Source organism: Variovorax sp. UC122_21 (assembly GCF_044056785.1).
In the GTDB taxonomy this organism is placed as follows: domain Bacteria; phylum Pseudomonadota; class Gammaproteobacteria; order Burkholderiales; family Burkholderiaceae_C; genus Variovorax.
Window position 1 is genome coordinate 5,207,953 of sequence record NZ_CP172004.1, and the last position, 13,696, is coordinate 5,221,648.

Annotated in this window: 9 protein-coding genes and 4 pseudogenes; 7 read left to right on the forward strand and 6 right to left on the reverse strand. The window is 69.0% G+C overall.

Features of this window, described 5'->3' with window-relative positions:
- Positions 1–18 precede the first annotated feature (18 nt).
- The 6 genes and pseudogenes from ACHMXE_RS37230 (at position 19) to ACHMXE_RS37255 (ending at position 5,739) form a co-directional block, all read left to right on the forward strand.
- Complete coding sequence (locus ACHMXE_RS37230; RefSeq protein ID WP_395348785.1) at positions 19–924, forward strand: NAD(P)-dependent oxidoreductase; 906 nt, start codon at positions 19–21, stop codon at positions 922–924.
- A 248-nt stretch (positions 925–1,172) separates the two neighbouring features.
- Positions 1,173–2,041: pseudogene (locus ACHMXE_RS37235) on the forward strand (branched-chain amino acid ABC transporter permease).
- Positions 2,041–3,041: pseudogene (locus ACHMXE_RS37240) on the forward strand (branched-chain amino acid ABC transporter permease). Before ACHMXE_RS37235 ends, ACHMXE_RS37240 begins: the two co-directional pseudogenes overlap by 1 nt.
- Entirely contained in the window at positions 3,034–3,798 is a 765-nt protein-coding gene (locus ACHMXE_RS37245) for an ABC transporter ATP-binding protein (RefSeq protein WP_296791202.1), read from the forward strand. Before ACHMXE_RS37240 ends, ACHMXE_RS37245 begins: the two are co-directional and overlap by 8 nt.
- Complete coding sequence (locus ACHMXE_RS37250; RefSeq protein WP_057594604.1) at positions 3,785–4,492, forward strand: ABC transporter ATP-binding protein; 708 nt, start codon at positions 3,785–3,787, stop codon at positions 4,490–4,492. The genes ACHMXE_RS37245 and ACHMXE_RS37250 overlap by 14 nt, the downstream gene beginning before the upstream one ends.
- 56 nt (positions 4,493–4,548) lie before the next feature.
- On the forward strand, positions 4,549–5,739 hold the full coding sequence (locus tag ACHMXE_RS37255) for an ABC transporter substrate-binding protein (protein ID WP_395348786.1): 1,191 nt from the start codon (positions 4,549–4,551) through the stop codon (positions 5,737–5,739).
- Between the two features lie 126 nt (positions 5,740–5,865).
- On the opposite strand, the gene ACHMXE_RS37260 is transcribed toward ACHMXE_RS37255, so the two are convergent.
- Entirely contained in the window at positions 5,866–6,753 is an 888-nt protein-coding gene (locus ACHMXE_RS37260) for a LysR family transcriptional regulator (protein WP_395348787.1), read from the reverse strand.
- A gap of 86 nt (positions 6,754–6,839) precedes the next feature.
- Here ACHMXE_RS37260 and ACHMXE_RS37265 point away from each other — a divergent pair, with 86 nt between their 5' ends.
- Positions 6,840–7,088: a DUF3297 family protein gene (locus tag ACHMXE_RS37265; protein WP_093353653.1), complete on the forward strand. Its 249-nt coding sequence runs from the start codon at positions 6,840–6,842 to the stop codon at positions 7,086–7,088.
- A 25-nt stretch (positions 7,089–7,113) separates the two neighbouring features.
- Here ACHMXE_RS37265 and ACHMXE_RS37270 read toward each other — a convergent pair whose 3' ends face one another.
- The 5 genes and pseudogenes from ACHMXE_RS37270 to ACHMXE_RS37290 form a co-directional block, all read right to left on the reverse strand.
- Positions 7,114–8,031, reverse strand: coding sequence for a dihydrodipicolinate synthase family protein (locus tag ACHMXE_RS37270; protein WP_395348788.1), 918 nt, complete (start codon positions 8,029–8,031; stop codon positions 7,114–7,116).
- A gap of 16 nt (positions 8,032–8,047) precedes the next feature.
- Positions 8,048–9,786: pseudogene (locus ACHMXE_RS37275) on the reverse strand (IlvD/Edd family dehydratase).
- An 11-nt stretch (positions 9,787–9,797) separates the two neighbouring features.
- Positions 9,798–10,823 carry a galactofuranose ABC transporter, permease protein YjfF gene (yjfF, locus tag ACHMXE_RS37280; RefSeq protein ID WP_395348789.1) on the reverse strand — a complete coding sequence of 342 codons (1,026 nt, stop codon included), beginning with the start codon at positions 10,821–10,823 and terminating at the stop codon, positions 9,798–9,800.
- Entirely contained in the window at positions 10,820–11,833 is a 1,014-nt protein-coding gene (locus tag ACHMXE_RS37285; RefSeq protein ID WP_395348790.1) for an ABC transporter permease, read from the reverse strand. The genes yjfF and ACHMXE_RS37285 overlap by 4 nt, the downstream gene beginning before the upstream one ends.
- A gap of 330 nt (positions 11,834–12,163) precedes the next feature.
- Positions 12,164–13,694 (reverse strand): annotated as a pseudogene (locus ACHMXE_RS37290) (sugar ABC transporter ATP-binding protein).
- Positions 13,695–13,696: the final 2 nt, after the last annotated feature.

The following is a 13,696-nucleotide window of genomic DNA, read 5'->3' on the forward strand; positions in this document are numbered from 1 at the left end:
GCAAGGCGGAACCAAACCATGGCATTGAACGAACAAGAGAAGGCGGCCGCTCCCAAGCGCCGCGTGGGCCTCGTGGGCGTGGGCCTGATGGGCAGCGGCATCGCGCAGAACATCGTGGGCCACGGCCATGCGCTCACGGTGCTCGAGCATCCGGGCAACCAGCCGATCGACGCCCTGCTCGCGGCCGGCGCGAGCTCGACGCCCGACGTGGCGAAGCTCGCGGCCGAGGTCGACGTGCTGATCCTCTGCGTGACCGGCACGCCGCAGGTCGAGGCCGTGATGCTCGGCGAGAAGGGCGCGCTCTCCGCGCTGCGTCCCGGCACCGTGGTGGTCGACTGCTCGACCGCCGTGCCCGAATCCACCTCGCGCGTGGCACGCGCCGTCGAGACCAGGGGCGGCCATTTCCTCGACGCCCCGATGACCCGCACCGCGAAGGAAGCGGCCGAGGGCCGGCTCAACCTGCTGGTGGGCGGCGACGCCGAGGTGCTGGCCTCCTGCCTGCCGCTGCTGCGCGCCTTCGCCGAGAACGTCACGCACGTGGGCGGCATCGGCGCCGGCCATGCGATGAAGCTGCTGCACAACTTCGTCTCGCTGGGCACCGTGGCGCTGCTGTGCGAGGCCGCGGCCTGCGCCGAGCGCGCGGGCGTCAAGCCCGATGTCTTCGTCGACGTGCTCGCCAAGGGCGGCGGCAACGGCGTCGCGCTCGAGCGCGTCAAGCCCAAGCTCCTGACCGGCAGCACCGATTCGCTCAAGTTCTCGATGGCCAACGCGAAGAAGGACCTGGGCTACTACAACGACATGGCCGAGCAGTCCGCGTCCGCGCACGGCATCGCCCAGGCGGTCGACGCGCTGCTCACGCGCGGCGTCGACACCTTCGGCGGCGACCGCATGGTGCTGGACCTGGTCGAGGCGCTCAAGCGCTGAGCACCCGCCCAGGAAACGCCCCCGCGCGGGCGTTTCCTGCGCAGATCCGCGCGACGCCCGCATGACCGCCGGGCCCCGCGCAAACCCATACCCGTTTTTCGAAGTCGCTGAAGCGACAAGGCAAGTTCGGGCAAACCTCAGTCGACGCGGCCACACCGCGCTTCCACGATCCCCGCTGGACCCCGGCGATACCGACCTTCAGAGCCGGTGCGCGGGTGAATGCCTTGACGGCAACTGCGAGGATCGACGTGGAACTGTTCTTTCAGCAACTGCTCAACGGCCTGACCGTGGGCGGTGTCTACAGCCTGGTGGCCCTGGGCCTCACGCTGGTCTACGGCATCCTGCACGTGCCGAACTTCGCGCACGGCGCCTTCTACATGGCCGGGGCCTTCGCGGGCTACTACCTGATGGCGCGGCTGGGCCTCAACTACTGGCTCGCGATGGCCGGCGCGGCGGTGGTGGTCGCGGTGATCGCGATGCTGGCCGAGCGGCTGGTGTTCCATCCGCTGCGCAACGCGCCCGAGCTGCACGACATGATCGCCGCCATCGGCATCCTGCTGTTCATCGAGGCCGGCGCGCAGGCCATCTTCGGCGCCGACTTCCACCGCATGCCCACGCCCTACGGCCAGATCGTCGAGGTGTTCGGGCTCACGGCGCCGCTGCAGCGCCTCCTGATCATCGCGGGCGCCTTCGGGCTGATGGTGCTGCTGCACCTGTTCCTCAACCACACGGTGCTGGGCTCGACCATCATCGCGATGGCGCAGAACCGCGACGGCGCGCGGCGCTGGTGGGCATCGACGCCACGCGCGTCACGCTCTTGGTGTTCGCGATCTCGGGCGCGCTTGCGGCGGTGGCGGCGGTGCTCTACGCGCCGATCAACCTGGTCTACCCGAGCATGGGCAACCTGGTGATCACCAAGGCCTTCGTGATCATCATCCTCGGCGGCATGGGCAGCTTCCCGGGCGCCATCGTCGGGGGCCTGATCATCGGCATGGCCGAGAGCTTCGGCGGCTTCTACTTCTCGACCGACTACAAGGACATCATCGCCTTCGTGCTGCTGGTGGTGATCCTTTCGCTGCGCCCGCAGGGCCTGTTCACGCCGAAGGGAGCGCGCTGATGGGATCGCTGCTGCAAGGCAAGGCCGGCTGGGCCGTGCTCGCGCTGATCGCGCTGGCCTTTCCGCTGTTCGCGCCCAACAACTACCTGATCTCGGTGGCGACGCAGGCCTTCATCATGGCCATCGCCGCGCTGGGCCTGAACCTGATCACCGGCTACACGGCCAGTTCAACCTCGCGCATGGCGCCTTCATGGCGGTGGGCGCCTACACGGTGGGCATCCTCACGGTCGACCACCAGGTGCCGTTCTGGATCGCCTTCGCGCTCGCGGGCGTGGTCACGGGCGTGCTGGGCTTCTTCATCGGCATCCTGTCGCTGCGGCTGAAGGGCCACTACTTCTCGATCTTCACGCTGTGCGTGAGCTACATCATGTTCCTCTTGATCGAGAAGTGGGAGAGCCTCACGCACGGTCCGGTGGGCATCATGGGCATCCCCTCGCCCACGGGCATCGGGCCGCTGCAGTTCGGCACGCCACTGTCGCAGTACTACCTGGTGCTGGCCTTCCTCGCGCTGGGCATCTGGGTCATGGCGCGCATCGTGCGCTCGCTGCTGGGCCGCAGCTTCATGGCGGTGCGCAACAGCGACGAGCTGGCCGAGGCGCTGGGCACCGACCTGATGCGCACCAAGACGCTGTCGTTCGTGCTGTCGGTGATCTACGCCGGCTTCGCCGGCGCGCTCTACGCGGGCCAGGTGCGCTTCCTCGGCCCCGACCTCGCGAGCGAGGCCGTGACCTTCGACCTCGTGATGTTCGTGCTGGTGGGCGGCATCGGCACCCTGCTCGGCCCGCTGGTCGGCACCTTCCTCGTCACCGGCCTCACGCAGAGCCTGCAGTTCCTGCAGGACTACCGCATGGTGGTGTTCGGCCCGGTGCTGATCGCGCTGATCATCTTCCTGCCCGACGGCATCGTCGGCACCTGGCTCAAGCGCCGCGCGCGCCGCGCCGATGCGCGGCGGGCCGCGGCCTCCGGCGCCACCGTGCAGGAGGTGCAGCGCCATGCTTGAGATCGAGGGCCTCACCAAGCAGTTCTTCGGCCTGACCGCGGTCGACAGCGTGAGCACGCGCTTCGAGCGCGGCCAGATCAGCGCCATCATCGGCCCCAACGGCGCCGGCAAGACCACCTTCTTCAACCTGGTGGCGGGCACGCACAAGCCGAGCGCGGGCCGCATCGCCTTCGAGGGCCGCGAGGTCACCGGCATGCGCCCCGACCACGTGGCGCGGCTGGGCATCGCACGCACCTTCCAGACCACGCACCTGTTCGACAACGCCACCGTGCTCGACAACCTGATCGTGGGCCACCGGCTGCGCACCCACTCGGGCCTGTGGGACGTGCTGATCGGCAGCCGTCGCCTGCGCGAGGAAGAGAAGCTGTGCCGCGACAAGGCGCAGGAGGCGCTGGATTTCGTGGGCCTCTCGCACATCGCCAACCGCATCGCGGCCGACATCACGCAGGAGGAGCGCAAGCGCGTGGCCTTCGCGCTCGCGCTGGCGACCGACCCGCAGCTGCTCCTGCTCGACGAACCCGCGGGCGGCGTGAACCCCGAGGAGACCGTGGGCCTGGCGGCGCTGATCCGCAAGCTGGTGGCGCACGGCAAGACCGTGTGCCTGATCGAGCACAAGATGGACATGATCATGCAGCTGGCCGACAAGATCGTCGTGCTCAACAACGGCGCCAAGATCGCCGAGGGAACGCCCGCCGAGATCCGCCGCGATCCGCAGGTGATCGAGGCCTACCTGGGGACCGACCATGCTGCGGTTTGAGGGCGTCGACCTCCACTACGGGAGCTTTCGCGCGCTCAGCGGCGTGAGCCTGCATGCCGACCCGGGCGAGCTGGTGGTGCTGCTGGGCGCCAACGGCGCGGGCAAGACCTCGATCTTCATGGCCGCCAGCGGCATCCGCCGCCCGAGCGCGGGCCGCATCCGCCTGGGCGACGGCGACATCACGGGCCAGCGCCCCGCGCAGATCGTGGCCTCGGGCCTGGTGCACTGCCCCGAGGGCCGCAAGCTGTTCCCGATGATGACGGTGCGCAAGAACCTCACGCTGGGCGCCTACGTGCACCGCGGCGACAAGGCCGGCATCCAGCGCTCGCTCGACGAGGTGTTCTCGCTGTTCCCGATCCTCGCGGCCAAGCAGAACGATCCCGCGGGGTCGCTGTCGGGCGGCCAGCAGCAGATGGTGGCGATCGGCCGCGCGATGCTCGGGCGGCCCAGGGTGCTGCTGCTCGACGAGCCCTCGCTGGGCCTGGCGCCGCTGATCGTGAAGCAGGTGTTCGAGGTGATCCAGCGCATCAACCAGCAGGGCACCACGGTGCTGCTGGCCGAGCAGAACGCCTACTCGGCGCTGGCCATCGCGCACCGCGCCTACGTCATCGAGCGCGGCCGCATCGCGCTCGAGGGCGACCGCGAGTCGCTGCTGCACAACGAGGCGGTGCGCGCCGCCTACATCGGCGCCTGAGCCGCGCGCCGGCCGCCCGCTTTTTTTCTCGCCCCCTAACTACAGGAGACAACGCCATGACATCCACCACGCCCCTTCGCACCCGCCGCCGTTTTGCCGCGCTGCCCGTGGCCGCCGCGCTGGCCGCCGCCTTCGGTGCCGGTGCCGCCTTCGCGCAGGACACGGTGAAGATCGGCTTCACCGGCCCGCTGAGCGGCGGTGCCGCGCTCTACGGCAAGAACGTGGTCAACGGCATGGAGATGGCGATCAAGGAAGTGAATGCCGCGGGCCTCGAGGTCGGCGGCAAGAAGTACAAGTTCGAGCTGGTCGCGCTCGACGACAAGTACTCGCCGGCCGATGCCGCCATCAACGCGCGCCGGCTGGTGCAGCAGCACCAGTCGCCGGCGGTGTTCGTGCCGCACTCGGGCGGCATCTACGCGCTGCAGGCCTTCAACGAGCAGGAGAAGTTCATCGTGATGGCGTACTCGAGCACGCCGAAGATCACCGAGACCGGCAACAAGCTCACGATCCGCATCCCGCCGACCTTCAACTCCTACATCGAGCCCTTCACGCGCTACGAGATGAAGAAGTTCGGCAAGCGCGTCGGCATGCTGCCGGGCGACCACGAGTACGCGAAGAACTGGAGCCAGCTGTTCGGCCCGGCCTGGGAGAAGGCCGGCGGCACCATCGCCTCGAACAACCCCATGTCGTACAACCGCTCGGCCGACTTCTACAGCGGCGTGAGCCGCGTGCTGGCCGAGAAGCCCGACGTGCTGTTCGTCGGCGGCCCCTCGGAGCCCACCGCGCTGGTGGCCAAGCAGGCGCGCGAGCTCGGCTTCAAGGGCGGCTTCCTGGTGATGGACCAGGCCAAGTTCGACGAGATGGCCAAGGTCACGGGCGGCCTCGGCGCGCTCGAGGGCTCGATCGGCGTGCTGCCGGTGTCCTACGACGAGCGCGTGGGCCCGAAGAGCTTCGCCGAGGCCTACCGCAAGGCCTACGGCGCCGACAAGGACGCGACCACCGAGTCTTCCTACAACTACACGCTGGTGCACGCGCTGGCCGCCGCGATGAAGCTCGCGGGCACCACCAGCGACGCGACGGCGATCCGCGCCAAGCTCGGCGACGCGCTCAAGGCGCTGCCCGAGAAGATCAATGCCGGCAGCTTCAAGGGCGTGGACGGCGTGGGCGGCACCATCGTCGACCCGCTGGTGGCGACGGTGGAAGGCGGCAAGATCAAGCCGGTGAACCTGAGCGACCTGATGAAGTAAGAGCTCGACGGTCCATCCTCATCCCCGTTCGGGCTGAGCTTGGCCTGTCCTGAGGCGCTCGAAGGGCGAAGCCTCGCGCGGCGCTTCGACAGGCTCAGCGTGAACGGTTCTGGGGTGTCGCGTGGCTCAGGGCACGCTGCGCGCCAGCAGGTGGTCCACCAGCCGGCGCTGCGGAAAGCCCAGCGTCTCCTGCCGCGTGCAGATGTACATGCGGCGCGAGGCCCAGGCGTCGGTGAGGTTCAGGAAGCGCAGCCCCATCTCCTTGCGGTAGGTGGCGGCCGCGCCCTCGGGCAGGATGCCCACGCCCATGCCGGCCTCGATCATCCGGCACACGGCCTCGAAGCTCTTGACCTGCACGCGCAGCCGCAGCACCTTGCGCGCCAGCGCGGCGGCGTCCTCGATGGTGCGCGCGATCGCGGAGTCGCTCTCGAGGCCGACGAAGTCGAAATCGAGCAGCTGCTCGAACGAGACCTCGCGGCCGCGGTGCGGATGCCGCCGGTGCACCACGGCCACCAGCCGATCCATGCGGTAGGGGATGAAGTTGAGGCTGGCGTCCGAGGTCTCGCCGGTGATCACGCCGACGTCGGCCTGGCGCTCGCGGATCGCCTGCACGATCCACACGCTGCGATGCTCCTCCACGTCGACGCGGATCTCGGGATAGCCGCGCCGGAAGCTCGCCACGTCGTCGGGCAGGAACTGCCCCATCGCCGAGGCATTGGCCTGCAGCCGCACGCGGCCGGTGGCGCCCTGCGCGTAGTCGGAGAGGTCGGCGCGCATGCGGTCGACGTCGCGCAGGATCAGCCGCGCATGCACCGCGAGCGATTCGCCGGCGCCGGTCACGGTCACGCCGCGCGAGCTGCGCTGGAACAGGGTCACGCCGAACTGGCTCTCGAGCATCGCGATGCGGCGGCTCGCGGCCGACAGCACCATGTGGCTCTCGGCGGCGGCCTTCGAGAGGCTGCCGCATTCGACGGCGCGCAGGAACAGCGCAAGGGAATCCAGGTCGGGTCTCATGGGGGCGGGGGTCGGTCGGCCACTATCATTGCACGCCGCCGCGCGCCCACTGCCGCGGCCGGACCCTTCGACCGACAATCCTCGCCATGACCGACGCCACCGAACGCCCGCCCCTGCCCGACCGCCTCTCGACCGACGCACGCAGCCCCTTCCACCTGCCCACGGCCTTCGAGCACGAGATCGGCATCCGCTTCAACGGCAAGGAACGCCTCGACGTCGAGGAGTACTGCATCAGCGAAGGCTGGATCAAGGTGCCGGCCGGCAAGACGGTGGACCGCAAGGGCCATCCGCTGCTGCTCAAGCTCAAGGGCGCGGTCGAGGTCTACTACCGCTGACCCTCGCTGAGGCGGCAGTAGTTCTTCAGCGCCCCCAGCGCAGCACCAGCGGATCGAGCCGCCGCGCGGTCTCGATCAGTCCCGCGCGCGTCTCGGGATGCAGCGCCGGCAGCGGATGCCGCGGCGCCTCGCAGGCGATGACGCCGCCCTCCTTCATCAGCGCCTTGCAGGCCAAAAGGCCGGCCTGGCGGTTCTCGTAGTTGATCAGCGGCAGCCACTGCTGGTAGCGCGCGAAGGCCTCCTCGCGCCGGCCCTCGCGGTGCGCCACCAGGATCGGGCGCAGGCCGTCGGGATAGCCGCCGCCGGTCATCGAGCCGGTGGCGCCGGCATCGAGATCGGGCATCAGCGTGATCGCCTCCTCGCCGTCCCACGGGCCCTCGACCGCGTCGCCGCCCAGGCGGATCAGCTCGCGCAGCTTGGCGGCCGCGCCCGCGGTCTCGATCTTGAAATAGGCCAGGTGCTCGATCTCGCGCGCCATGCGCGCGAGGAACGGCGCCGACAGCACGGTGCCGCTGGCCGGCGCGTCCTGCACCATGATCGGAATGCCCACGGCGTCCGACAGCCGCGCATAGAACGCGAAGATCTGTTCCTCGGGCACGCGGAAGGTGGCGCCGTGGTACGGCGGCATCACCATCAGCATCGCGGCGCCCATGTCCTGCGCGCGCCGGCTGCGTTCGGCGCACACCCGGGTGCTGTAGTGGGTGGTGGTCACGATCACCGGCACGCGGCCCTTCACGTGCTCGAGCACGGTGCGCGTGAGCACCTCGCGCTCCTCGTCCGACAGCACGAACTGCTCGGAGAAGTTGGCCAGGATGCACAGGCCGTCGGAGCCGGCGTCGATCATGAAGTCGACGCAGCGCTTCTGGCTCTCGAGGTCGAGCGCGCCCTGTTCGTCGAAGGTGGTGGGCACCACCGGGAAGATGCCGCGGTATCGGGGGGTCATGGAATGGCTCGGGCTTTCAATGGGAATGACGCGGCACGGCCGCGCCGCGGCAGCCGACCAGGAAATCGAAGTCGCAGCCCTCGTCGGCCTGCAGCACGTGGTTCACGTAGAGCTTCTGGTAGCCGCCGCCACGCGTGCTCATGGGCTGCGCGTCGGAGGGCCCGAGCGCGGCCAGCCGGGCGGCGAGTTCCTCGTCGCCGATGTCCAGGTGCAGCCGGCCGGCATCGCAGTCGAGCTCGATCCAGTCGCCGTCGCGCACCGCCGCCAGCGGGCCGCCGTCGGCCGCCTCGGGCGCGACGTGCAGCACCACGGTGCCGTAGGCGGTGCCGCTCATGCGCGCGTCGGAGATGCGCACCATGTCCTTGATGCCCTGGCGCAGCAGCTTGGGCGGCAGGCCCATGTTGCCGACCTCGGCCATGCCGGGATAGCCCTTGGGGCCGCAGTTCTTCAGCACGAGGACGGAGCTGGCGTCGACCTCGAGCGACTCGTCGACGATGCGCTCCTTGTAGTGCTCGAGGTTCTCGAACACCACGGCGCGGCCGCGGTGCTTGAGCAGCTCGGGCGTGGCCGCCGAGGGCTTGAGCACGGCGCCGCGCGGCGAGAGGTTGCCGCGCAGGATGCGGATGCCGCCGTCGGCGATCAGCGGCTTGTCGAGCGGGCGGATCACCTCGTCGTCGAGGCTCGGCGCGTCGCGCACGTTGTCCCACAGCGAGCGACCGTTGACGGTGAGCGCGCCCGGGTGCGGCAGCAGGCCGTTCTCGCCGAGCCGGCGCAGCACCGCGGGCAGGCCGCCCGCGTGATAAACTCCTCCATCAGGAAGCGACCCGAGGGCATCAGGTCGACGATGGTCGGCGTGTGGCTGCCGATGCGGGTCCAGTCCTCGAGCTCGAGTTCGACGCCGATGCGCCCCGCGATCGCCTTCAGGTGGATCACGGCATTGGTCGAGCCGCCGATGGCGGCATTGACGCGGATGGCGTTCTCGAAGGCCTCGCGCGTGAGCACCTTCGAGAGCGTCAGGCCCTCCTTCGCCATCTCGACCGCGCGCATGCCCGACATCTGCGCCAGCACGTAGCGCCGCGCGTCGACCGCGGGAATGGCCGCGTTGTGCGGCAGCGAGGTGCCGAGCGCCTCGGCCATGCAGGCCATGGTGGAGGCCGTGCCCATGGTGTTGCAGGTGCCGGCCGAGCGCGACATGCCGCCTTCGGCCGAGAGGAACTGGTGCAGGTCGATCTCGCCGGCCTTGAGCGATTCGTGCAGCTGCCACACGGCCGTGCCCGAGCCGATGTTGCGGCCGTCGAGCTTGCCGTTGAGCATCGGCCCGCCCGTGACCACGATGGCCGGGATGTCGCAGCTCGCGGCGCCCATCAGCAGCGCGGGCGTGGTCTTGTCGCAGCCGGTCAGCAGCACCACGGCATCGACCGGGTTGCCGCGGATGGCTTCCTCGACGTCCATGCTCGCGAGGTTGCGCGTGAGCATGGCGGTGGGCCGCAGGTTCGATTCGCCGTTGGAGAACACCGGGAACTCGACCGGGAAGCCGCCGGCCTCCGAGATGCCGCGCTTGACGTGCTCGGCGATCTTGCGAAAGTGGGCGTTGCAGGGCGTGAGCTCCGACCAGGTGTTGCAGATGCCGACGATCGGCCGACCATCGAACTCGTGGTCGGGGATGCCCTGGTTCTTCATCCAGCTGCGGTACATGAAGCCGTTCTTGTCGGCCGTGCCGAACCATTCGGCGGAGCGCAATTTCTTGGGGGTCATGGGGCGGTCGATCAGCGGCGCGGGGCACGCGAGGTGAAGAAGCGTTGCAGCAGGCAGAACACGAACAGCAGCGCACCGACGACGATGCGCGTCCACCACGAGCTCAGCGTGCCGTCGAAGGAGATCAGGGTCTGGATGATCCCGAGCATCAGCACGCCGAACAGCGTGCCGGCCACATAGCCCACGCCGCCCGTGAGCAGGGTGCCGCCGATGACCACCGCCGCGATGGCGTCGAGCTCGAGGCCCACGGCGTGCAGGCCGTAGCCCGAGAGCATGTAGAAGGTGAAGATGACGCCGGCCAGCGCCGAGCAGAAGCCCGAGAGGGTGTAGACGCCGATCAGCGTGCGGCGCACCGGCAGGCCCATCAGCATGGCCGAATGCTCGCTGCCGCCGATGGCGTAGACGGCGCGGCCGAAGGGCGTGCAGTGGGCGACGAAGACCGCGGCCAGCAGCACGCCGAAGGCGATCGCCGCGCTCAGCGAGATCGAGGCCTCGCCCCAGATCGGAATGCGGATCTGCGAGACCTCGGTGTAGAACTCGTTGGTGATGCTGATCGAATCGATGCTGATCAGGTAGCACAGGCCGCGCGCGAGGAACATGCCGGCCAGCGTGACGATGAAGGGCTGCAGCCGGTAGCGTTCGATCAGGAGGCCCATGAAGGCGCCGAAGGCGGTGCCCATGGCGAGCACGAGCGGAATCACCACCGCCGGGCTCCAGCCGTGCTTCTCGACCAGCGCGGCCGACACCATGGTGGTGAGCGCGATCACCGAGCCCACCGAGAGATCGATGCCGCCCGAGAGGATCACGAAGGTCATGCCGACGGCGACGACGATCAGGAAGGCGTTGTCGATCAGCAGGTTGAGGAAGACCTGGGCCGAGAAGAAGCCGTCGTAGAACACCGAGCCCAGCGTGGCGACGAGCACGAACAGCGAGATGGTCGCGGCCAGCGGCAGGTACTTGGGATCGAGCCGCTTGCCCCCTTTCCCGCCTGCGGGAGAGGGCCGGGCTGAGGGTGCGGTTTCGATCACGGTGCTCATGCCTTGGCTCCGTCATGCGCCGGCCGCTGCACCAGCGCCCGGAGCTCCGCCCTGAACTCGGGCGACTGCAGCAGCATCACCGCGAACACCACGCCGGCCTTCACCACGAGGTTGATCTCGGGCGGCACGCCGAGCGAATAGATCGCATAGGTCAGGGTCTGGATGATCAGCGCGCCGATCACGCTGCCCACGAGGCTGAAGCGCCCGCCGGTCAGCGCGGTGCCGCCGAGGGTCACGGCGAGGATCGCGTCGAGTTCGATCAGCTGGCCGGCGTTGTTGCCGTCCGCGCTCTTGACGTTGGAGCTGATCAAAAGGCCCGCCACGCCCGCGCAGGCACCGCAGAAGGCATAGGCCCCGACGATCAACCGCCGCGCCTGCACGCCCGCCACGCGCGCGGCCGTCGGGTTGATTCCCACGGCCTGGATGAACAGGCCCAGCGCGGTGCGCGTGATGGCGAGATACAGCAGCACGAACACGGTGGCCACGATGAACAGCGAGAACGGCAGGCCCAGCAGGTAGCCGCTGCCGAGGAAGAAGAAGGGCTTGTAGTAGATGGTGATGATCTGGCCGTCGGCGATGAGCTGCGCGATGCCGCGCCCGGCCACCATGAGGATCAGCGTGGCGATGATCGGCTGCATGCCAACCTTGGCGACCAGCAGGCCGTTCCACAGGCCGCACAGCAGCGCGATGCCGATGGCCGCCACGATGGCCAGGCTCATGGGGAAGCGACTCACGTCGCTGGCCACTGAGCCGCCGATCATCCAGGCCGCGAGCGCCGCCGCGATGGCCACGACGGCACCGACCGAGATGTCGATGCCGCGCGTGGCGATGACCAGGGTCATGCCCAGCGACACCAGCACCAGGGGGGCGGCGCGGTTGAGGATGTCGATGAGGCTGCCGTAGAGATGGCCCTCTCTCCATTCGAGGTGGAGGAAGCTGGGGTTGAAGGCTGTGTTGATGGCCAGCAGGAGGAACAGCGTGACCAGGGGCCAGGTCAGGCGGTGGTGCATGGCTTTGTGCGCTCGGCTTTTTGTTGTTGTCATCGGGGGGTTCTCTGCTTGAGGGCTGAGGCGCGTGCACAGGACAGCGGGTACTTCCCTCCGCTAATGTCCCCCGGCCTTCGGCCTCCTCCTTGATTTCGCTGCGGAAGCACCCACTGCCCTGTGCACGGGGGGCGCTGCGGTGGTGCCGGCGGTTCAACAACGGCTGCGTCCAGGCGCGCGTCGATGGGGTACTCCCCGCAGCGAAATAAAGGAGGAGCCGAAGGCGGGGGACATTCGCGGAGGGGAGTACCCCATCGGCGCGCGCCCGCCCCGAACGAACAAAGCAAGACAAGCGCTTCATGCCGCAGCAATCATGTCGTACACCTCGTCCTCCGTAGCCCCGCCCGGCAACTCCCCCCACCTTCTTGCGGTCACGCAGAACAACGATGCGATGCGCAACCCGCACCACCTCGCTCATCTCGGAAGAAATGAAGATCACCGCCATCCCCGCACGCGCGAGCCGCAGGATCTCTTCCATGATCTCCTGCTTGGCCGCAACGTCGATGCCGCGCGTGGGTTCGTCGAGGATCAGGATGCGTGGCTCGGTCGCGAGCCAGCGCGCGATCATCGCCTTTTGCTGGTTGCCGCCCGAGAGCAGGCCGATGGGGGTTTCGACACTCGCCGTTTTGATGCCCAGCGAGGCCACGAAGCGCTCGGCCATCGCCGTCTGTTCGGCATGCGAGAGGAACTTGCGCGTGCCCAGGCGTGCCTGCAGCGCGAGCGCGATGTTCTCGCGCACCGACAGCTCGGCCACGATGCCGTCGGTCTTGCGTTCCTCGGGGCACAGCGCCAGGCCCTCGCGGATCGCATCGGCCGGGTTCGAGAAGCTCAGCGTGCGGCCCTCGATCTTCAGCACGCCGCGGTCGGGCATCTCGAGCCCGAACAGCAGCCGCGCCAGTTCCGTGCGGCCCGCGCCCAGCAGGCCCGCAATGCCGACCACTTCGCCGGCACGCACGCGCAGGTCGGTCGGTTGCAGCTGGCCGGCCTGTGCCAATCCCTCGATCTGCAGCAGCGCGGGGGCCGCCTCATCGAAGGCCGGCAATGCCGCGGGCGTACCGACTGCGCCGCCAGCTCGCGCCCGAGCATCGCCGCGATCAGCGCCTGCGGTCCCAGGTCCGCCGCCTTCCCATTCGCCCACCCAGTGGCCGTTGCGCAGCACCGTGATGCGATCGGACACCGCATACATCTGGTTGAGGAAGTGCGTCACGAAGACGATCGCCATGCCCTCCGCGCGCAGCCGCCGCAGCACCTCGAACAGCTTCTCGACCTCGTCGTCGTCCAGGCTCGAGGTCGGCTCGTCGAGGATCAGCACCTTCGACGACACCCCGAGCGCGCGCGCGATCGCCACCATCTGCTGCACCGCCACCGAATAGCTCGACAGCAGCCGCGTCACGTCGATCTCGAGCCCGATGCGCGCGAGCAATTCTTCCGCGCGGCGGTTCACCGCGCGCCAGTCGATGCGAAAGCCCTGCAGCGCGCCGCGGCGCGGATAGCGGCCCGCGAACACGTTCTCGGCCACCGACAGGTTCGGGCACAGGTTCACTTCCTGGTAGACCGTGCTGATCCCGAGCTTCTGCGCATCGAGCGGCGAGGCCGGATGGATCGCCTGTCCGTCGAGGAACATCTCGCCACCGCTCGACGGCAGCACGCCCGTCAGCACCTTGATCAGCGTCGACTTGCCCGCGCCGTTCTGCCCCATCAGCGCATGCACCTCGCCCGGGTACAGCTCCAGCTGCACGTCGTCGAGCACGGCGATGCCGCCGAACTGCTTGCGGATGCCGCGCAGCGCGAGCACGGGCAGGGGCGCGGAGGTTGCCGAGTCGGTCATGG

Excerpts from the sequence above, each read along its gene's own strand:
- ACHMXE_RS37230 (WP_395348785.1), top strand. The coding sequence starts at position 19 with ATGGCATTGAACGAACAAGAGAAGGCGGCCGCTCCCAAGCGCCGCGTG.
- ACHMXE_RS37245 (WP_296791202.1), top strand. The coding sequence starts at position 3,034 with ATGCTTGAGATCGAGGGCCTCACCAAGCAGTTCTTCGGCCTGACCGCG.
- ACHMXE_RS37250 (WP_057594604.1), top strand. The coding sequence starts at position 3,785 with ATGCTGCGGTTTGAGGGCGTCGACCTCCACTACGGGAGCTTTCGCGCG.
- ACHMXE_RS37255 (WP_395348786.1), top strand. The coding sequence starts at position 4,549 with ATGACATCCACCACGCCCCTTCGCACCCGCCGCCGTTTTGCCGCGCTG.
- ACHMXE_RS37260 (WP_395348787.1), bottom strand. The coding sequence starts at position 6,753 with ATGAGACCCGACCTGGATTCCCTTGCGCTGTTCCTGCGCGCCGTCGAA.
- ACHMXE_RS37265 (WP_093353653.1), top strand. The coding sequence starts at position 6,840 with ATGACCGACGCCACCGAACGCCCGCCCCTGCCCGACCGCCTCTCGACC.
- ACHMXE_RS37270 (WP_395348788.1), bottom strand. The coding sequence starts at position 8,031 with ATGACCCCCCGATACCGCGGCATCTTCCCGGTGGTGCCCACCACCTTC.
- yjfF (WP_395348789.1), bottom strand. The coding sequence starts at position 10,823 with ATGAGCACCGTGATCGAAACCGCACCCTCAGCCCGGCCCTCTCCCGCA.
- ACHMXE_RS37285 (WP_395348790.1), bottom strand. The coding sequence starts at position 11,833 with ATGCACCACCGCCTGACCTGGCCCCTGGTCACGCTGTTCCTCCTGCTG.